The organism is Streptomyces sp. NPDC086766 (genome assembly GCF_044746005.1).
GTDB lineage: Bacteria > Actinomycetota > Actinomycetes > Streptomycetales > Streptomycetaceae > Streptomyces.
This window is the reverse complement of sequence record NZ_JBIVBI010000013.1, coordinates 158875-178534: the sequence shown is the minus strand read 5'-3', so window position 1 is coordinate 178534 and position 19660 is coordinate 158875. Positions and strand designations below refer to the sequence as shown.

General features: G+C 73.0%; 15 protein-coding genes. 13 read left to right on the top strand and 2 right to left on the bottom strand.

Annotation, left to right across the window (positions count from 1 at the left end):
• The first annotated feature begins 131 nt into the window (after nt 1-131).
• The 10 genes from rsmI (at nt 132) to ACIPM1_RS23825 (ending at nt 13923) form a co-directional block, all read left to right on the top strand.
• Nucleotides 132-977 (top strand): 16S rRNA (cytidine(1402)-2'-O)-methyltransferase, encoded by an 846-nt coding sequence (rsmI, locus tag ACIPM1_RS23870; protein WP_402437754.1) that lies wholly within the window; start codon nt 132-134, stop codon nt 975-977.
• 530 nt (nt 978-1507) lie between these two features.
• Nucleotides 1508-1936 carry a hypothetical protein gene (locus ACIPM1_RS23865; RefSeq protein WP_402437752.1) on the top strand — a complete coding sequence of 143 codons (429 nt, stop codon included), beginning with the start codon at nt 1508-1510 and terminating at the stop codon, nt 1934-1936.
• A 47-nt stretch (nt 1937-1983) separates the two neighbouring features.
• Nucleotides 1984-2892 (top strand): TatD family hydrolase, encoded by a 909-nt coding sequence (locus ACIPM1_RS23860; RefSeq protein WP_402437749.1) that lies wholly within the window; start codon nt 1984-1986, stop codon nt 2890-2892.
• Nucleotides 2893-3213: 321 nt separating this feature from the next.
• Nucleotides 3214-4758 carry a ubiquitin-like domain-containing protein gene (locus ACIPM1_RS23855; RefSeq protein ID WP_402437905.1) on the top strand — a complete coding sequence of 515 codons (1545 nt, stop codon included), beginning with the start codon at nt 3214-3216 and terminating at the stop codon, nt 4756-4758.
• Nucleotides 4759-4801: 43 nt separating this feature from the next.
• Nucleotides 4802-5734 (top strand): 16S rRNA (adenine(1518)-N(6)/adenine(1519)-N(6))-dimethyltransferase RsmA, encoded by a 933-nt coding sequence (gene rsmA / locus ACIPM1_RS23850; RefSeq protein ID WP_402437747.1) that lies wholly within the window; start codon nt 4802-4804, stop codon nt 5732-5734.
• Nucleotides 5735-6643 carry a 4-(cytidine 5'-diphospho)-2-C-methyl-D-erythritol kinase gene (locus tag ACIPM1_RS23845; protein WP_402437745.1) on the top strand — a complete coding sequence of 303 codons (909 nt, stop codon included), beginning with the start codon at nt 5735-5737 and terminating at the stop codon, nt 6641-6643. It abuts the gene before it with no gap.
• Between the two features lie 147 nt (nt 6644-6790).
• Nucleotides 6791-8614, top strand: a complete 1824-nt coding sequence (locus ACIPM1_RS23840; RefSeq protein ID WP_402437743.1) for an ABC-F family ATP-binding cassette domain-containing protein — start codon at nt 6791-6793, stop codon at nt 8612-8614.
• 374 nt (nt 8615-8988) lie between these two features.
• Complete coding sequence (locus ACIPM1_RS23835; protein ID WP_402437741.1) at nt 8989-10818, top strand: PQQ-binding-like beta-propeller repeat protein; 1830 nt, start codon at nt 8989-8991, stop codon at nt 10816-10818.
• Between the two features lie 103 nt (nt 10819-10921).
• Nucleotides 10922-12922, top strand: coding sequence for a PQQ-binding-like beta-propeller repeat protein (locus ACIPM1_RS23830; RefSeq protein ID WP_402437740.1), 2001 nt, complete (start codon nt 10922-10924; stop codon nt 12920-12922).
• 275 nt (nt 12923-13197) lie between these two features.
• Entirely contained in the window at nt 13198-13923 is a 726-nt protein-coding gene (locus tag ACIPM1_RS23825; protein WP_402437738.1) for a LuxR C-terminal-related transcriptional regulator, read from the top strand.
• A gap of 211 nt (nt 13924-14134) precedes the next feature.
• Here ACIPM1_RS23825 and ACIPM1_RS23820 read toward each other — a convergent pair whose 3' ends face one another.
• Nucleotides 14135-14455 (bottom strand): hypothetical protein, encoded by a 321-nt coding sequence (locus ACIPM1_RS23820; RefSeq protein WP_402437736.1) that lies wholly within the window; start codon nt 14453-14455, stop codon nt 14135-14137.
• A gap of 20 nt (nt 14456-14475) precedes the next feature.
• Complete coding sequence (locus tag ACIPM1_RS23815; RefSeq protein WP_356188054.1) at nt 14476-16167, bottom strand: sodium:solute symporter family protein; 1692 nt, start codon at nt 16165-16167, stop codon at nt 14476-14478.
• Nucleotides 16168-16421: 254 nt separating this feature from the next.
• On the opposite strand from ACIPM1_RS23815, the gene galT reads away from it, so the two are divergent.
• From galT to galK, 3 genes are read left to right on the top strand one after another with little or no spacing between them, the layout of a single operon-like run.
• Nucleotides 16422-17480 (top strand): galactose-1-phosphate uridylyltransferase, encoded by a 1059-nt coding sequence (gene galT / locus ACIPM1_RS23810; RefSeq protein WP_402437734.1) that lies wholly within the window; start codon nt 16422-16424, stop codon nt 17478-17480.
• The gene (gene galE / locus ACIPM1_RS23805) at nt 17480-18448 is read left to right on the top strand and encodes a UDP-glucose 4-epimerase GalE (RefSeq protein ID WP_402437732.1); all 969 of its coding nucleotides are present in this window, start codon (nt 17480-17482) and stop codon (nt 18446-18448) included. Before galT ends, galE begins: the two co-directional genes overlap by 1 nt.
• Nucleotides 18448-19611 carry a galactokinase gene (galK, locus tag ACIPM1_RS23800; protein ID WP_402437730.1) on the top strand — a complete coding sequence of 388 codons (1164 nt, stop codon included), beginning with the start codon at nt 18448-18450 and terminating at the stop codon, nt 19609-19611. Before galE ends, galK begins: the two co-directional genes overlap by 1 nt.
• The last annotated feature ends 49 nt before the right edge of the window (nt 19612-19660 follow it).

The window sequence follows — 19660 nt, the reverse complement described above, 5'->3', positions numbered from 1 at the left end:
GGTGGCGGGACCGGCCCTCACGGGGGGCCGTGGCGGTGACCGGGGCGGCCCTCGCGGTTACGGGGCGGCCGTCGCGGCGGCCGGGAGGGAGGCGGCGCTCCCGGGCCTGCGCCCTTGAGAGGATGGGGGGCGTGACTGGAACCCTTGTTTTGGCGGGCACCCCCATCGGCGACCTTCAGGACGCGCCGCCCCGGCTCGCCGAGGAGCTGGCCGGCGCCGACGTGGTCGCCGCCGAGGACACCCGGCGGCTGCGGCGGCTGACCCAGGCGCTCGGCGTGCAGCCCAAGGGGCGGGTGGTGTCGTACTTCGAGGGCAATGAGTCCGCCCGTACGCCCGAACTGGTCGAGGAGCTGGCCGGCGGCGCGCGGGTGCTGCTGGTGACGGACGCGGGTATGCCGTCCGTGTCCGACCCCGGGTACCGGCTGGTCGCGGCGGCCGTCGAGCGGGGCGTCAGGGTCACCGCGGTGCCCGGACCGTCCGCCGTGCTGACCGCGCTGGCGCTGTCGGGGCTGCCGGTCGACCGGTTCTGCTTCGAGGGGTTCCTGCCGCGCAAGGCCGGCGAGCGGCTGTCCCGGCTGCGGGAGGTCGCCGACGAGCGGCGCACGCTGGTCTACTTCGAGGCTCCGCACCGGCTCGACGACACCCTCGCGGCGATGGCCGAGGTGTTCGGCGCCGACCGGCGGGCCGCGGTGTGCCGGGAGCTGACCAAGACGTACGAGGAGGTACGGCGCGGGGGGCTCGGGGAACTGGCCGCCTGGGCGGCCGAGGGTGTGCGCGGCGAGATCACGGTCGTGGTGGAGGGGGCGCCCGAGAAGGGGCCCGAGGAGGTGGGCGCCGAGGAACTGGTGCGGCGGGTGCGGGTCCGCGAGGAGGCCGGGGAGCGGCGCAAGGAGGCGATCGCGGCGGTCGCGGCGGAGGCGGGCGTGCCCAAGCGCGAGGTGTTCGACGCGGTGGTGGCCGCCAAGCACGCGGGCTGAGCCGGCTCCGGCGGACGTGGGGCCCCCGGGTGTGGCGCCCCCGGACGCGGCGCCCCCCGGGTAGGCGTCCTCGGGTGTGGCGCCCGCCGCGGGGCGGGGTGCCGGGCGGCGCGTGCCGCCGCGACGCGCGTGCCACCGCGACGCGCGTGCCGCCGCGACGCGCGTGTCGCCGTGGCATGCGTGCCTCCGCCGCGACGAGCGCGTGCCGCCGCGGCGTGCGGGTCACCGGGACGTCCGGGCCTGCCCGTGTGAGAGCGGTCACACCCCCTCTGAGCAGGGAGCATCTCTGGTGAGCGTGTGCCCCATCGGGCGGCAAAGCCGCGTCATGCAAGGCAAAGCAACCACCCGCCGTTCGGGTGCCCCGGGGCAAGCGTCCGCCAAATCGCCTCCAACGTTCGACAGGACTGATGCGTTCGCGCTGGTGGAGGCGTCCACTGGGACGAGGGACGCACCCGTCCCTCGCCCCTGACGGGATTCCGGGGGGAATCCCCTCGCCGGGGGCGCTTGTCCAGCGGACAAGAGGAGCTGGCATGAGTGAGATCTCAGGGCAGACCGGCCTGCGTGAAGGGGCCACCGCCGTCGTCAACGAGTCGTACGCGTTCGCCTGTATGCGCTGCGGACACGGCTGGGAGCAGTCGTACGAGATTGAGCACCACACGGACGCCGAGGGCGGCGATTTCGTGCTGTACGTCGCGGACGGCCGGGTGGTCCCGTCGCCGCTGAGCCGCCCGAGCTGCCAGAACTGCGACGGCCACGTCGTACGGATCATGCGGGCCGGGCAGGTGTCGTCCGTGCAGTACCACCTGCACCGCAACCAGCGCCCGGCGGGCCCGGTCATGAACCCCGCGCCGCCCGCGCCGGAGTCCCCGTCCGGGGAGGAGGCGGCGGACCGGGAGCGGCACGGCCATCACTGGCACCTGTCCGACCTGCTGCACCCGTTCCAGCGCAAGGCCGGCTGAGGCCCGCCCGGAGCGGTCGGGGCCTGCCCCTTTCGTAGGATCGGGGCATGCCTTCGAACGCCGACAAGAACGCGGCGCCACCGCTCCCGGAGCCCCTCCGGATCCCGGTCGCCGACTCCCACACCCACCTCGACATGCAGTCCGGCACCGTCGAGGAGGGACTGGCCAAGGCGGCGTCGGTGGGGGTGACCACGGTGGTGCAGGTCGGCTGCGACCTCGCCGGGTCGCGGTGGGCGGCCGAAACGGCCGCGGTGTACGACGCCGTCCACGCGACGGTCGCCCTGCACCCGAACGAGGCTCCGCGCATCGTGCACGGCGATCCTGGGGGCACCTCCCAGCCCCCTAGGGCTGGGGGAGGCTGGTCCCGGCAGGGGGCGCGGGAGCCGGGCGGCGACGCGGGCCTGGACGAGGCGCTCGCCGAGATCGACCGGCTGGCCGCGCTGCCCCAGGTCAAGGGCGTCGGCGAGACCGGCCTCGACTACTTCCGCACCGGGCCCGAGGGCAAGGCGGCGCAGGAGCGCTCCTTCCGCGCGCACATCGAGATCGCCAAGCGGCACGGCAAGGCCCTGGTCATCCACGACCGCGACGCCCACGCCGACGTGCTGCGCGTCCTCAAGGAGGAGGGCGCTCCCGAGCGGACGGTGTTCCACTGCTACTCGGGGGACGCGGAGATGGCCGAGGAGTGCGCCGGCGCGGGGTACTTCATGTCCTTCGCGGGCAACGTCACCTTCAAGAACGCCCAGCACCTGCGGGACGCCCTCGCCGTGGCGCCGCTGGAGCTGGTCCTCGTGGAGACGGACGCGCCCTTCCTGACCCCGGCGCCGTACCGCGGACGGCCCAACGCGCCGTATCTCGTTCCGGTCACGGTGCGGGCGATGGCCGAGGTGCGCGGCATCGAAGAGGACACGCTGGCGGCGGCCCTGGCGGCGAACACGGCCCGCGCCTTCGGCTACTGACGCGCAACCGACCGACAGCGCTCACCCGGGTTCGTCTCGTGACTGATCGTGACCTTGCGTATTCAGGCCGCTTTGGAGAGTGACGAACGCTCCGCTAGGTTGCGTGTGCCCGATCCGGACCCTCGGACCCTCGGCCCTCTGGAGCGTGTCGGTGTGAGCAACGGCAACTCGCCGTACGAGACGTACGAGACGCACGGGACGTACGAGACGTACGAGACGCACGGGACGTCGTACGTGATGTTCGGGACGTCGGGCGGGCCGTACGGGACGTCGTACGTGATGTTCGGGACGTCGGGCGGGCCGTACGGGACGTCGGACGAGATGTGCGGGGTGCCCTGCGAGACGTCCGGGACGCCGTACGAGACGTACGGCCCCGGCGTGGTCCCCGCCCCGGGACCGCCGCCCGACGTGCACAGCGCCGAGACGGTGGCCTCCAGGGTGTACGGCGGCTACGGCGGCCACGGCGGCGACATGTTCTTCCGGACCGCGGACGCCCCCGGCCCCTCCACGCCGCTCGCCGCCCCCACCGTGGTCGACGGCTTCGGCGCCTTCGCCGGGCTCGGTGCCGCCGGCACCACCGTCGCGGACGGGCTGTCCGGGGCTGCCTGGGCGGACACCTGCCGGCCCGCGTACGAGATCACCGAGCCGGTGCCGCCCCGGCAGGGCCGCGGCGCTCCGGCGTGCGAGACGCGGGGCCCGGACGGCGGCCGGCGGCCGGACACCACGGGGCGGCGCGGCGCCCGCCGGCGCAGGGCCCGCCCCGTGGAGCGCCCGGAGCCGAACGTGCGGCGGCTGCTGCCGCAGGCGCTGGTCGTCGCCTTCCTGGCCGGCGGCACCACTGCCTTCGTCGCCCAGGACAAGGCCGTCGAACTCGACGTCGACGGCAGCTCGCGCACCCTGCACACCTTCGCCGACGACGTCTCCGAGCTGCTCGCCGAGGAGGGCGTGGAGATCGGGGCGCACGACGTGGTGGCGCCGGGCGCCGACGCGGCGCTGGCCGGCGGGGACGAGGTGGCGGTGCGCTTCGGGCGGCCGCTGCGGCTCACCCTCGACGGACAACGGCACGAGGTGTGGACGACGGCGCACACCGTGGACGGGGCGCTCCGGCAGCTCGGCGTCCGCGCCGAGGGCGCCTATCTGTCGGCCGCGCGCTCCCGCCCCATCGGGCGCGCCGGGCTCGCGCTCGACGTGCGCACCGAGCGCACGGTCACGGTCATGGCGGACGGCCGGGCCCGCACCGTCCGCACCAACGCGGCCACCGTGCGGGAGGCGGTGGAGGCGGCCGGGGTCACCCTGAGGGGTCAGGACGCCACCTCCGTCGCGCCGGACAGCTTCCCGCGCGACGGGCAGACGGTCACCGTGCTGCGCATCACCGGGTCGCGCGAGGTGCGGGAGGAGCCGATCCCCTTCGCGGTACGGCGCACCGACGATCCCACGCTGTTCCGGGGCACCGAGATCGTCGAGCGGGCCGGGCAGCCGGGGGTGCGCCGGGTGACGTACGCCCTGCGGACCGTCAACGGGGTGCGCCAGCGGCCCCGGCGCGTCGACTCGGAGGTGCTGCGCGAGCCCCGCACGCAGGTGGTGAAGGTCGGCACCCGGGCGCATCCCCCGTCGGTGCGGGGGGCCGACCACCTCGACTGGCGGGGGCTCGCGGAGTGCGAGTCCGGGGGCCGGGCGCACGCGGTGGACCCCTCCGGGACCTACGGCGGGCTGTACCAGTTCGACACCCACACCTGGCACAGTCTGGGCGGCCAGGGGCGCCCGCAGGACGCCTCGCCGGAGGAGCAGACCTACCGGGCGAAGAAGCTGTACGTCCGCCGGGGCACCAGTCCCTGGCCGCAGTGCGGGGGGCGGCTGCGCGGCTGAGCGCGGTGCGGGAGCCGGGCGGGGAGCCCCGTACCCTTGCTCCGTGAGCAGCAGCCCCACCCCCGAAGCCCTGCTGGGCCCCGCCGACGTCCGCGAGCTGGCGGCGGCCCTCGGTGTGCGTCCGACCAAGCAGCGCGGCCAGAACTTCGTGATCGACGCGAACACGGTCCGCCGTATCGTCCGCACCGCCGACGTCCGTCCCGACGACGTCGTCGTGGAGGTCGGGCCGGGGCTCGGCTCCCTCACCCTCGCGCTGCTGGAGGTCGCCGACCGCGTCACCGCCGTCGAGATCGACGACGTCCTCGCCGCCGCGCTGCCCGCGACGATCGCCGCCCGCATGCCGGACCGCGCCGACCGGTTCGCGCTGGTCCACTCGGACGCGATGCGCGTGACCGCGCTGCCGGGCCCGGCCCCGACCGCGCTGGTGGCGAACCTGCCGTACAACGTGGCCGTGCCCGTGCTGCTGCACATGCTCGACACCTTCCCGAGCATCCAGCGCACCCTCGTGATGGTGCAGGCGGAGGTCGCCGACCGGCTCGCCGCCGGGCCCGGCTCCAAGGTGTACGGCGTGCCGTCCGTCAAGGCCGGCTGGTACGCGGAGGTCAAGCGGGCCGGCGCCATCGGCCGCAACGTCTTCTGGCCCGCGCCGAACGTCGACAGCGGGCTGGTCTCCCTCACCCGGCGGGCCGAGCCGGTCAGGACCACGGCCACCAAGAAGCAGGTGTTCGCCGTCGTCGACGCGGCCTTCGCGCAGCGGCGCAAGACCCTGCGGGCCGCGCTCGCGGGCTGGGCGGGTTCCGCTGCGGCCGCCGAGGCGGCGCTCGTCGCCGCGGGCGTCTCGCCGCAGGCGCGCGGGGAGTCGCTGACCGTCGAGGAGTTCGCGCGGATCGCGGAGGCGGCCGCGTCGCGGGGGAACGCTCCGTCACCGGCGGCCACGGAACCGGCACCGGCGGCCACGGAAGAGGGGTCCGAGTAAGTGAGCGTGACGGTACGCGTCCCGGCCAAGGTCAACGTCCAGCTGGCGGTGGGTGCCGCCCGGCCCGACGGCTTCCACGACCTGGCGAACGTCTTCCTGGCGGTCGGCCTGTACGACGAGGTCACGGCGACCGTGTCGCCGGACGGGCCGCGGGTCACCTGCGCGGGCCCGGACGCCGGGCAGGTCCCCCTGGACGGCACGAACCTGGCGGTCCGTGCGGCGCTCGCGCTCGCAGAGCGTCACGGCCGCCGCCCGGACGTGCACCTGCACATCGCCAAGGACATCCCGGTCGCCGGCGGCATGGCGGGCGGCAGCGCCGACGGGGCGGCCGCGCTGGTCGCCTGCGACGCGCTGTGGGGGACGAACGCCTCCCGCGAGGAACTGCTCGACATCTGCGCCGAACTGGGCAGCGACGTGCCCTTCAGCCTGGTGGGCGGGGCCGCGCTGGGCACCGGGCGCGGCGAGCTGCTCCGGCCGCTGGAGGTGGGGGGCACCTTCCACTGGGTGTTCGCGACGGCCTACCGCGGGCTGTCCACCCCGGCGGTCTTCCGCGAGTTCGACCGGCTCGGCGAGGGCACGCGCATCCCCGAGCCCGTCGCCTCGCAGGACCTGATCGACGCGCTGGCCAAGGGCGACGCGGACGCGCTGGCCGCGGCCGTCTCCAACGATCTGCAGCCCGCCGCGCTGTCCCTCTTCCCCGAGCTGGCCGGCACCCTGGCGGCGGGCCGCGCCGCGGGCGCCCTGGCCGCCCTGGTCTCGGGCTCCGGCCCGACCACCGCCTTCCTCGCCCGCGACGCCGAGACAGCGGCCCGGATCGCCGATGACCTCCGCGCGAGGGCCACCTGCCGCACGGCCCGCACCGCGACGGGCCCGGTGCCGGGGGCGACCGTGGTGAGCGGAGCGCCGTAGGGGCGGTGCCGGCCGGTCCGCGGTTACGGCGGTGAAGTCGCGAGGAGCCCGGAGGGGGAGCGGGCCCGCCGTGCGGTGTCACCCGATCGGCGTACGTCCGGTCCGACTACCCTGGAGGGTCGATCGCGTCCCCCGGGCAGGAGTGAAATGGCCGTCAATCTGGTCAATGTCGAGAACGTCAGCAAGGTGTACGGCACGCGTGCCCTGCTCGACGGTGTCTCGCTCGGCGTGTCCGAAGGGGACCGGATCGGGGTCGTCGGGCGCAACGGCGACGGCAAGACCACCCTCATCCGGATGCTGGCCAAGCTGGAGGAGGCCGACACGGGGCGCGTCACGCACTCCGGCGGGCTGCGGCTGGGCGTGCTCACCCAGCACGACTCCCTCGACCCCGCGGCGACCGTGCGGCACGAGGTCATCGGTGACCTCGCCGACCACGAGTGGGCGGGCAACGCCCGGATCCGCGACGTTCTGACCGGACTGTTCGGGGGGCTGGACCTGCCCGGCTTCCCCAAGGGCCTGGACACCGTCATCGGGCCGCTGTCCGGCGGCGAGCGGCGGCGGATCGCGCTCGCCAAGCTGCTCATCGACGAGCAGGACCTGATCGTCCTGGACGAGCCCACCAACCACCTGGACGTCGAGGGCATCGCCTGGCTCGCCCAGCACCTGCGCGACCGGCGCTCGGCGCTGGTGTGCGTCACCCACGACCGCTGGTTCCTCGACCAGGTCTGCACCCGCATGTGGGACGTGCAGCGCGGGGTCGTCCACGAGTACGAGGGCGGCTACTCCGACTACGTCTTCGCCCGCGCCGAGCGGGAGCGGATCGCCGCGAGCGAGGAGGTCAAGCGGCAGAACCTCGTCCGCAAGGAACTGGCGTGGCTGCGCCGCGGCGCCCCCGCCCGCACGTCCAAGCCCCGCTTCCGCGTCGAGGCGGCCAACGAGCTGATCAGGGACGTGCCGCCGCCGCGGGACTCCTCCGAGCTGATGAAGTTCGCCTCCTCCCGGCTCGGCAAGACCGTCTTCGACCTGGAAGACGTGTCCGTGGAGGCCGGGCCGAAGGTGCTGCTCAAGCACGTGACCTGGCATCTCGGCCCCGGTGACCGGATCGGCCTGGTCGGCGTCAACGGCGCCGGGAAGACGTCGCTGCTCAGGGCGATGGCCCAGGCGGCCCGCACCGAGGGCGAGGAGCAGCCGGCGGGCGGGCGGATCGCCGTCGGCCGGACCGTGAAGCTGGCGTACCTGTCCCAGGAGGTCGCGGAGCTCGACCCCGAGTGGCGGGTCCTGCAGGCCGTGCAGCGGGTGCGCGAGCGCGTCGACCTCGGCAAGGGCCGGGAGATGACCGCCGGGCAGCTGTGCGAGACCTTCGGCTTCAACAAGGAGAAGCAGTGGACGCCGGTGGGCGACCTGTCCGGCGGTGAGCGGCGGCGGCTCCAGCTGCTGCGGCTGCTCATGGACGAGCCGAACGTCCTCTTCCTCGACGAGCCCACCAACGACCTCGACATCGAGACCCTCACCCAGCTCGAGGACGTCCTCGACGGCTGGCCCGGCTCGATGATCGTCATCTCCCACGACCGGTTCTTCGTCGAGCGCACCACCGACACCGTGTACGCGCTCCTCGGCGACGGCGCGCTGCGGATGCTGCCGCGCGGCATCGACGAGTACCTCGAGCGGCGGCAGCGGATGGAGCAGCAGGCCGCCGCGGCCGCGTCGGCGGCCCCGTCGGCGGCGGCGCGCCCCGCCTCGGCCGCGCCCGAGAAGAGCGCCGCCGAACAGCGTGCCGCGAAGAAGGAACTCCAGAAGATCGAGCGGCAGTTGGACCGCATCTCCGACAAGGAGTCCACGCTGCACACCCAGATCGCGGAGAACGCCACCGACTTCGAGAAGGTCGCCCGACTCGACGCCGAACTGCGCGACTTGGCGGGCGAGCGCGAGGAGCTGGAACTGCGCTGGCTCGAACTGGCCGAGGACGCCTAGGACTCGGCCCCACCGGCGCATCCCGCGCACCCTCACCGGCGCATCCCGGCCGCCCTCACCGGGCACATCCCGCCCCCGTTCGCCACACATCCGGCCGGCCCGTCTCCGGCTCCGTCCCACGTCCGCCCCCGCCCACGGCCGAAAAAGCCCGGGCGTGGGGCGGCGTCGCGCGCGCCGCGTGAAGGGCGCGTGAAGGCGCGTAACGAGGGCATCACGGGCCGGTTCTCCCTTGGGAACAGGGGCTGATCCGAGCCGGTGCGCCGTCGGCGGTGGGTGATAGAAAGGGCCGACTGAGAACAATCTGAGTATCACTTCGGGTCCGTCACGAACCTCAGGGCGTGGCCGAAAATCAGTGAACTAGGGGGAACGCGCTGATGGCTCAGCCGCCCAATCAGCCGCCGCAGGGCGGCTTCGGAGCACCGCAGGACCAGCCTCCGCAGCAGCCGCCGCCGGGCGGCGGCTTCGGGGCCCCGCAACCGCCGCCCGCGCAGGGCGGTTTCGCCGCTCCCCAGGACCCGCGCCAGGGCACGCCCCCGCCCCCCGCCCAGCCGCCCCAGGCCCCGCAGCCCGGATACGGCTACCCGCAGCAGCCCGGCCCCCAGGCCCACCCGGGACCGTACGGCGCACCCACCGCGCCCGGCCCGTACGGGCAGCCCCAGCAGCCGGGACCGTACGGCTATCCGCAGCAGCCCGGCCCGTACGGACAGCAGCCCGGATACGGCTACCCGCAGCAGCAGTTCCCGGGCGCGCCCGGCACCCCGCCGCCCGGCGGCTCCCGCAACCCCTTCAAGGGCCGGCCCGCGCTGGTCGTCGGCGCCGCGGTGGCGGCGCTGCTCGTCGTCGGCGGCACCGTGTGGGCGGTCAACGCCGGTGACGGCGGTAGCAAGAAGCCGGTCGCCGGACCGAGCGGCGACGGCAAGGACACCGCCTCCGGCGGCCCGGCCGACCCCGGCGACGGCAGCGGCGACGGCGGCAAGGACCCGGAGGACCTCAACGCGGGCCGCAAGCCCGGCGAGTCGAAGGTGCTCTGGTACAAGGAGGCGCCCGACGCCCCCGGTTCCGGCGCCGACGCCCCCGGCATGTGGATCACCGGGAAGACCGCCGTGAAGGCGGCCTACAAGCAGGTCGTCGCCTACAACGTCGGTGACGGCGACCCCACCTGGGCGCCCCTCACCTTCCCGCAGAAGATCTGCGCCGTGACGCCCGAGAAGTCGGCAGACGACAAGGTCGTCGTGGCGTACATGAGCGGCAGCAGCGACCGCGCCAAGTGCAACCAGCTCCAGGAGATCGACCTGGACACCGGCAAGAAGGGCTGGACCACCCAGGTCGCCGACGGCCAGCTGTTCGACAGCACGATCACCGTCGAGCTGTCCCTGACCGGCAAGACCCTGATGGTGGGCCGCTCCCAGTCCGGTGTGGCGTACGACGTCGGGACCGGCAGGAAGCTGTTCGACAAGAAGCACTACGGCGAGGCCTGCTACCCGGCCGGGTTCGCGGGCGGCGCCCGGCTGATCGCCGTCTCCTCCTGCGGCGTCGGCGGCTCGAACGCGCACGACGAGGTGCAGGAGCTCGACCCGGCCACCGGCAAGGTGCGGTGGACCAAGAAGATCCCCAAGGGCTGGACGGTCGAACGCGCCTACTCCGTCGACCCGGTGGTCATCTACTCCACCGACAAGGACAAGAAGCACTGGAACATCTCGACGCTGAACAGCGACGGTTCCATTCGCTCCCAGGTCGACACCAAGGCCTCCTTCGACGCCCAGTGCGGCTTCGCCGTCCTCGACCGCGACCTCCAGGGCTGCCGGGCGGTCGCCGCCGACGCGAGCACGCTCTACCTGCCCACCGAGGCCACCAGCGGGGCGAACGAGATCGTCGCGCTCAACCTCGCCACCGGCAAGGAGAAGTGGCGGGTCAAGTCCCCCGCGGACACCAAGATGGTCCCGGTCAAGGTGGAGGGCGGGAAGCTCGTCGCCTACGTCGAGCCGTCCTACGACGCGGGCGGCCAGATCGTCTCCGTGCCGACCGCGGGATCGAGCCACACCATCACGAAGCTGCTGCAGAACCCGCAGGGCACCGCGCAGATCGAGGACGGCTTCTACTCCAAGGACGTCGACTGGGTCGACGGGCGCTTCTACATCTCCACCACCCGGCTGAACGGCAACGACGACACGAAGGAGAAGTTGATGCTCGCCTTCGGCAAGTGAGGCCGGTCGGCCGCTCCCGGGCGGCCGGCGCTCCCGCGCCGTTTCGATCACCCGGCTTCTCCGCAGTCCCCGTCGTCCCCCGCATTTCCGAGGTGCACCCGTCATGACCCAGTCCCCGCCGCCGCCCAACCAGCCCCCGGGGCAGGGCGGCTTCGGCCCGCCCCAGGACCAGCCGCCGCAGCAGGACGGTGCGGCCCAGCCGCCGGCGCAGGCCCCGCAGCCGCCGGCCGCCCAGCCCCAGCAGCCGCCGCAGACCCCGCCCCCGGCCGGTGGTCCGAACCTGACCAAGGGCCCGGCCCCGGCGCCCGGCTACGGCTACCCGCAGGCCCCGCAGGGCTCCCAGCCGCCCCAGGCCCCCCAGTCGCCCCAGGGCGCCCCGCGGACGCCCCCGCCGGCCGGACCGCCGCAGCCCCAGCCCGGGTACGGCTATCCGCAGGCCCCGCAGCCGCCCCAGACCCCGCCCGGCTACGGCTACCCGCAGACGCCCCCGGGCTACGGCCATCCCGGCCCGCAGCCGGGGCCGTACGCCCAGCAGCCGGGACCCTACGGCGCCCCGCAGCCGGGCCCCTACGGCACCCAGCAGTCCGGTTACGGCTACCCGGGCCAGCCCACCATGCCGATGCACCCGCAGGCCGGGCAGCCGGCCGGCGGGCGGAAGGTCAACGCGCAGCTGGCCATCATCGTCGCGGCCGTCGTCGCGATCGCGCTGATCGTCGGCGGCGGCGTCTGGTACGCCCACTCCTCCGGCGGGAGCGGCAAGGACGACACCGCGAGCTCCAGTGGCGGCACCGGCGGCAAGAGCGGCGACGGCGGCCAGGGCGGCCCCGGCACCTCCTCCGGCGGCAAGGAGAAGGTCCCCTCCGACCCCGCCGCCAAGGTGCTCTACCAAGTGCCGATGCCCGACGTGAAGGACACCTTCGTCACCACCGGTTCCTGGCTCACCGGCAAGGTGTACGCCAAGAGCGGGGTCGCCGAGATCGTCGGCTACGACCCCGACAAGGGCACCAAGCTGTGGACGATCAAGCTGCCCGGCCCGGTGTGCCAGGCCACCGAGCACACCACGGCGGACAACCGGACGGCGATCCTCTACCAGCCGGCCATGCCGACCAAGGCCAAGCCCTCGCAGGGCTGCAGCCAGATCGCGGCGATCGACCTCGACGCCGGCCGCAAGCTGTGGACGAACACCGTCAAGTCCGGTGACCGGCTGGTCTCCCTGGACAACGTCACCGTCAGCGCGGGCACGGTCGCCGTGGGCAGCACCAGCGGCGGCGCCGCCTTCGACATCGCCACCGGCAAGGCGCTGTGGTCCCCGAAGCCGACCGACACCTGCTACGACGCGGGCTACGGCGGCGGCCCCAAGCTGGTCGCGCTGCGCAAGTGCGGCCAGTACGGCCAGCGCGAGCTGCGCGTCCAGACCATCGACCCGAAGTCCGGGAAGGTGATCTCGGAGTACAAGATGTCCCAGGGCATCGAGTACGCGTCCGTGGTGTCCACCGACCCGCTGGTGGTGGCGGCCGACGTCGGCGACAGCGCGGGCGACGGCAGCGGCATCTCCGACTTCTTCTCCATCGACGACAAGACCGGCAAGCTGCGCGCCCACATCTCCGCGCCGGGCAAGGAGTACGCGGCCCGCTGCGACGGCATCTCCAGGATCGAGTACTGCACCGGCCTCGCGGTCGGCGACGACAAGCTGTACGTGCCGACCGAGGAGCACGACGGCGACGGCGAGTACAGCAAGACCAACGAGATCGTCGCCTTCGACCTCGCCACCGGCAAGCAGACCGGCCAGCGCGCCGACGCGGGCGACGGCTACACGATCACCCCGCTGCGCATGGACGGCGGCAACGTCATCGCCTACAAGCGCCCGCCCTACGACAAGGGCGGCCAGATCGTGAGCATCGACGGCGGCTCCTTCAAGGAGACCGAGCTGCTGGAGAACCCGGCCACGGAGGCGGTGCGGGACGCGGAGACCTCGATGTCCCCGGACTACGCCGAGATCCTCTACGCGCAGGGCCACCTGTACATGTCGGCGGTCTTCGCCCACAAGTCGAGCTCGTCCTTCGGCAAGGAGTACCTGCTGCTGGCCTTCGGCACCGGCGGCTGAGCCCGCCGCACGGCCGCGACCCGCACGGCCCCGCCCCTGCTCAGGGGCGGGGCCGTGCGCGTACCGCGCATCACCCTCGAATGCGGGGAATCCCGGGAATTACGTCGATCCGGGGCACTTCTCGCCGGTAGGGGAAGCGCAACGTCGAACAAGCGTGTAGCTTCCGGGGGATGCGAAGGGCGGTGTGCCGGGGGGCGCACCGCGCGTAGGGCTGCCCGTGGGATCCGGTGGGCATCCATGAGGGGCGTCCGTGGGGAGGACTGGGGGGTTGCTCGATGGGAGTGCGGCTGATGGTGGTCGACGACCACCGACTGCTCGCCGAGGCACTGGCCTCGGCGCTGAAACTGCGGGGACACCGCGTGCTGGCCGCGGCGGCGCCCGCCGTCGGCGCGGCGGAGCTGGTGATCAGCCGCGCGCCGGAGGTGTGCCTGCTGGGGACGGCGACACCGGCCGAGCCGGGGACGTTCGACCCGGTGGCGCGGATCAAGCGGGAGCGGCCGCAGGTCGCGGTGGTGGTGCTGGGCCCGGTCCCGTCGCCGCGCGGGATCGCGGCGGCCTTCGCGGCGGGCGCCTCCGGATACGTACGCCATGACGAGCGCATAGAGGGCGTGGAGCGGGCGATCATGAAGGCGCGGGCGGGGGAGGCGGCCGTGGCCCCGCAGCTGCTGCAGGGTGCCTTCGGGGAGCTGCTCAACCCCGCCGCCCAGCCCGACGACGAGGGGCAGCGGCTGCTGCACATGCTGACCCCGCGGGAGGTGGAGGTGCTGGTCAGGGTGGCCGACGGCGAGGACACGCGGCTGATCGCGGCGGGCATGGGCATCGCGCCGAGCACGGCCCGCACGCATGTGCAGCGGGTGCTGATGAAGCTCGGGGTGGGCTCCCGGCTGGAGGCGGCGGCCCTGGCGGCCCGCACCGGCCTGCTGGACCGCGCGGGCCCGCTCCCGCACACGGCGCCCGTTCCGCCCCCGCGGCCGGAGACGGGAGCGGCGGGGCCCCAGTAGGGACCCACGGGGACACGGGCGCGGGGCCGGGGACTCCGGCGGGGACGGGCGCCAGGCCTGAGACTCCGGCGGGGACGGGCGCGGGGCCGGAGGGAACTCCGGCCCCGAGGATCCCGGTGGCCCGCTGGGGGGGGGAGACGGGTCACCCTTCACCCACGGACCGCGCCGTGGCCGCCGTACGGCCGGGCCGTCCGGGGGCGGTCTGCCCGTGTCACTCCGTCCGCTGCTCTTCGGCCGGCTCCTCGGGCAGGTGCGGCGCCACCGGCCGCAGCTTCAGCCACACCAGGAAGAAGACGCCGAGCAGCAGCATCCCGATCCCGGTCCACAGGTTGATGTTGACGCCCTCCGCCTTGTCGATGGCGGCCTGGGAGTCGGTGAGGCCGGTGATCGTGACGATGACGCCGTAGAGGACGAACAGGCCGCCGATGATGCGCCGCAGGTCGAAGATGCGCGCGGCGGTCGCGGACTTGCCCTCCAGGTCGGTGACTTCCCGCTGGACGTCCTTCTCGGAGTATCCGTGGTTCTCGGACATGGTCTCTCAATCCTCCCGCGTCAGAACGAGAACGGGATGTAGCAGAGGGCGGCGAGGGCGACCGCGCCCCAGCCCAGCAGGGCGGGCTTGCGGTACCAGGCCTCGTCCCCGGGGGCGGAGGGCTCGGCCACGCCGGGCGAGCTGGTGCCGTAGACGAGCCCCTGGAGGTCCTCCTCCGGCTTGGGGCGGGTGAACAGCGACACGGCGACCATGACCACCGCGCCCGCGACGAAGCCGGCGATCGCGGAGACGAAGTTGGCCCCCTGGTCGGTGGGGATGCCGATGATGCCCTGCTTGTAGATGACGAAGTAGTTCACCATCGCCGCCGTGGTGCCGGCGAGCAGGCCCCAGAAGCCGGACTTCATCGACGCGCGCTTCCAGAACATGCCGACGATGAAGACCGCGAACATCGGCACGTTGAAGAAGGAGAACAGCGTCTGCAGGTAGGCCATGATGTTCGAGAACGACGCGGCGAGGAACGCCGTGCCGATCGACGCGAGCACGCCGACCGCCGTGATGAGCCGGCCGAAGCGGACGTAGTAGCCGTCCTCGCGGTGCCTGACCACGTACTTGGCCCAGATGTCGCTGGTGAAGACGGTGTTGAAGGACGACACGTTGGCCGCCATGCCCGCCATGAAGGCCGCGAGCAGACCGGTCACCGCGATGCCGAGCACGCCGTTGGGCAGCAGCTCCTGCATCAGGTAGGGGATGGCGTCGTTGTACTGCAGGCCGGAGGCGGAGGTGCCGATCTTCGGCACCAGGGCGGCGGCGACCAGGCCCGGGATCATCACCAGGAAGACGATGAAGATCTTCGGGTAGGCGGCGATCAGCGGGGTGCGCTGGGCGGCGGAGAGGTTCCGCGCGGACAGTGCGCGCTGCACCTCGGCGAAGTTGGTCGTCCAGTAGCCGAAGGACAGCACGAAGCCGAGGCCGAGGACGATGGTCAGCCAGTTGGCGCCGAGCGGGTTGGCGCTGCCGATGCCGGTGCCGCCCCAGGCGGTGACGAAGTTGCCGCCGTGCTGCCGGGTGAGCGTGTGGGTCAGGCCGTCCCAGCCGCCGACCTTCTTCAGGCTGAGCACCACGAGCGGGATGAGGGCCGCGAGGATCACGAAGAACTGCAGCACCTCGTTGTAGATCGCGGAGGACAGACCGCCGAGGGTGATGTAGGCGAGCACGAAGAAGCCCGCGACCACGATCGCCACCCACTGCGGCCAGCCCAGCAGCGCCTCGACGACGATCGCGAGGGCGTAGAGGTTCACGCCCGCGATGAGGATCGCGGCGAAGGCGAACAGCACCGAACTGAGCAGGTGGGCCGCCTTGTCGAAGCGCAGGAGCAGGAACTCGGGGACCGAGCGCACCTTGGAGCCGTAGTAGAAGGGCATCATCACCAGGCCGAGGAAGACCATGGCCGGGATGGCGCCGATCCAGTACCAGTGCACGGTGTAGGCGCCGTACTGGGCGCTGTTGGCCGCCATGCCGAGGATCTCGGTGGCGGCCAGGTTGGCGGAGATGAAGGCCAGGCCGGTGATCCACGCGGGCAGCGAGCGCCCGGAGAGGAAGAAGTCCAGGCTGGTCCGTACGGAGCGGCGGGCGGCGAATCCGATGCCGAGGACCACGACGAAGTAGATCCCGAGGATCGTGTAGTCGAGCCAGTTGGTGGGGAGCCGTAGCTCCGCTGCCAGGTAGGCGGGCGCATGTGTGGGGGTTTGCATGAGAACTCGCTTCGTTGCGCGAACTGATCCAGCGGGGAACCTACGCCTTTGTGTTCAGGAACTGAACACTTCTGTTGGTGGTCTTTGTTTGATTGTGATGTGCAGACTGGTTGGTTGGTTGTGACGTGTTATGTTTGATTGTGTTGAGTGATGGAGTGCGGCGCTAGGTGATCCCGTGCCGCGTCTTTCGGGGGCGACCCCCGGACCCCCGGCCGACTCGCAGGGGCCCCGGGCGCGACGAAGGGTGAGTTGCCGTGAAGAAGACCTCGACCCGACTGGCCGACGGTCGTGAGCTCGTCTACTACGACCTGCGCGACGACGTGGTGCGCGGCGCTCCCGACCGGCGCCCGCTGGACCCCACCGTCACCACCTCCGAGATCCGCCGGGACCCGCTGCTCGGCGACTCGGTCGCGGTGGCCTCGCACCGCCAGGGCCGCACCTACCACCCGCCGGCCGACGAGTGCCCCCTGTGCCCGTCCCGGGGCGAGCGGCTGAGCGAGATCCCGGACTCGTCGTACGACGTGGTGGTCTTCGAGAACCGCTTCCCGTCGCTGGCCGGCGACTCGGGCCGCTGCGAGGTCGTCTGCTTCACGTCCGACCATGACGCCTCCTTCGCCGACCTGACCGAGGAGCAGGCGCGACTGGTGCTGGACGCGTGGACGGACCGGACGTCGGAGCTGTCGCATCTGCCCTCTGTCGAGCAGGTGTTCTGTTTCGAGAACCGCGGGGCCGAGATCGGTGTGACGCTGCAGCATCCCCACGGTCAGATCTACGCCTACCCCTTCACCACCCCGCGCACCGCGCGGATGCTCCGGTCCCTGGCGGACCACAAGGACGCCACCGGCGGGGAGAACCTCTTCGACGCCGTCCTGGAGCGGGAGCTCGCCGGGGAGCGGATCGTCCTGGAGGGTGAACACTGGGTGGCCTTCGTGCCCTACGCGGCGCACTGGCCCTACGAGGTGCACCTCTACCCGCGCCGCCGGGTGCCGGACCTGCTGGGGCTGGACGAGGCCGCGCGCACAGAGTTCCCCCAGGTCTACCTGGAACTGTTGCGGCGCTTCGACCGGATATTCGGCGAGGGTGAGCCTCCGACCCCGTACATCGCGGCCTGGCACCAGGCCCCGTTCGGCACGCCGGAGGGGTACGGCGGGGTGAGCCGCGACGACTTCGCGCTCCACCTCGAGCTTTTCACCATCCGCCGCACTTCCGGCAAGCTGAAGTTTCTCGCGGGTTCCGAGTCCGGCATGAACGTGTTCATCAACGACGTGCCGCCGGAGCGCGCGGCCGAGCGACTGCGAGAGGTAGCGAGTTGATGAGCGGGAAGTACCTGGTGACGGGCGGCGCGGGCTACGTCGGCAGCGTGGTGGCCCAGCATCTGCTGGAGGCCGGCCACGAGGTCACCGTCCTGGACAACCTCTCCACCGGCTTCCGCGAGGGCGTCCCGGCCGGCGCCGGCTTCGTCGAGGGCGACATCCGCGACGCCGCCAAGTGGCTGGACCCCTCCTACGACGCGGTGCTGCACTTCGCCGCGTTCTCGCAGGTCGGAGAGTCGGTCGTCAAGCCGGAGAAGTACTGGGACAACAACGTCGGCGGCACCATGGCGCTGCTCGGCGCGATGCGCGACGCGGGCGTGCGCACGCTGGTCTTCTCCTCCACGGCGGCCACCTACGGCGAACCGGAGCAGGTCCCCATCGTCGAGACCGCGCCGACGAGGCCGACCAACCCCTACGGCGCCTCCAAGCTCGCCGTCGACCACATGATCACCGGCGAGGCCGCGGCGCACGGCCTCGGCGCGGTCTCGCTGCGCTACTTCAACGTGGCCGGTGCCTACGGCGCGCAGGGCGAGCGGCACGACCCCGAGTCGCACCTCATCCCCCTGGTCCTCCAGGTCGCCCAGGGCCGTCGCGACGCGATCTCCGTCTTCGGCGACGACTACCCGACCCCGGACGGCACCTGCGTCCGCGACTACATCCACGTCGCGGACCTCGCCGAGGCGCACCTGCTGGCCCTGAAGGCCGCCACCCCCGGCGAGCACCTGATCTGCAACCTCGGCAACGGCAACGGCTTCTCCGTCCGCGAGGTGATCGAGACGGTCCGCCGGGTCACCGGCCACCCCGTCCCCGAGGTCGTGGCCCCGCGCCGCGGCGGCGACCCGGCGGTGCTGGTCGCCTCCGCGGGGGCCGCCCGCGAGAAGCTCGGCTGGAACCCGTCCCGCGCGGACCTCGCGGGTATCGTCGCGGACGCCTGGGAGTTCGCGCAGAAGATCGCAAGGGAGCAGTAGTGGGGGCACAGCAGGTGCGGGACGGCTTCGTCGGGCTGTACGGAGCCGAACCGGAGGGACTCTGGGCGGCGCCCGGCCGGGTCAACCTGATCGGCGAGCACACCGACTACAACGACGGCTTCGTGATGCCGTTCGCGCTGCCGCACGTCACGGTCGCCGCGGTCTCCCGCCGCACCGACGGCCTGCTGCGGCTGCACTCGGCGGACGTCGGCGGCGGGGCATCGGCCCCCGTCGAACTGCGCGTCGACGAGCTGACCCCCGAGTCCGACCGGGACTGGACGGCGTACCCGGCGGGCGTGGTGTGGGCGCTGCGCGAGGCCGGCCACGCGGTGACCGGCGCGGACGTGCACCTGGCGTCGACCGTGCCGGCCGGTGCCGGACTGTCCTCGTCGGCGGCCCTGGAGGTCGTCGTCGCCCTCGCCCTGAACGACCTGTTCGAGCTCGGTCTGCGGGGCTGGCAGCTGGCCCGCCTGTGCCAGCGCGCCGAGAACGTCTACGTCGGCGCCCCCACCGGGATCATGGACCAGACGGCGTCCGCCTGCTGCGCCGAGGGGCACGCCCTCTTCCTCGACACCCGCGACCTCGCGCAGAAGCAGATCCCCTTCGACCTGGCCGCCGAGGGGATGCGCCTGCTGGTCGTCGACACCCGCGTCAAGCACGCCCACAGCGACGGCGAGTACGGCAAGCGGCGCGCGGGCTGCGAGAAGGGCGCGGCCCTGCTCGGCGTGGACGCCCTGCGCGACGTGCCGTACGCGAAACTGGACGCGGTGCTCGGCCGGCTGGGCGACGAGGAGGAGGTCCGCCGCCTGGTGCGGCACGTCGTCACCGAGGACGAGCGGGTCGAGCGGGTGGTGTCCCTGCTGGAGTCGGGCGACACCCGCGCCATCGGCCCCGTCCTGACCGAGGGTCACCTCTCGCTGCGGGACGACTTCCGCATCTCCTGCCCGGAGCTGGACCTGGTCGTCGACACCGCGAACGCCTCCGGCGCCCTGGGCGCCCGCATGACCGGCGGCGGCTTCGGCGGTTCGGCGATCGTGCTGGCCGAGGAGACCGACGTCCCGGCGATCACCAAGGCGATCGAAGAGGCCTTCGCCACGGCCGGCTTCACCACCCCGCGCGTCTTCGAGGCGGTGCCTTCGGCGGGAGCGCGCCGGCTCGCATGAGCCACGGCTGCCGTACCGGCCCCGGATGCGTGAGCGACCGCGCCCCGGG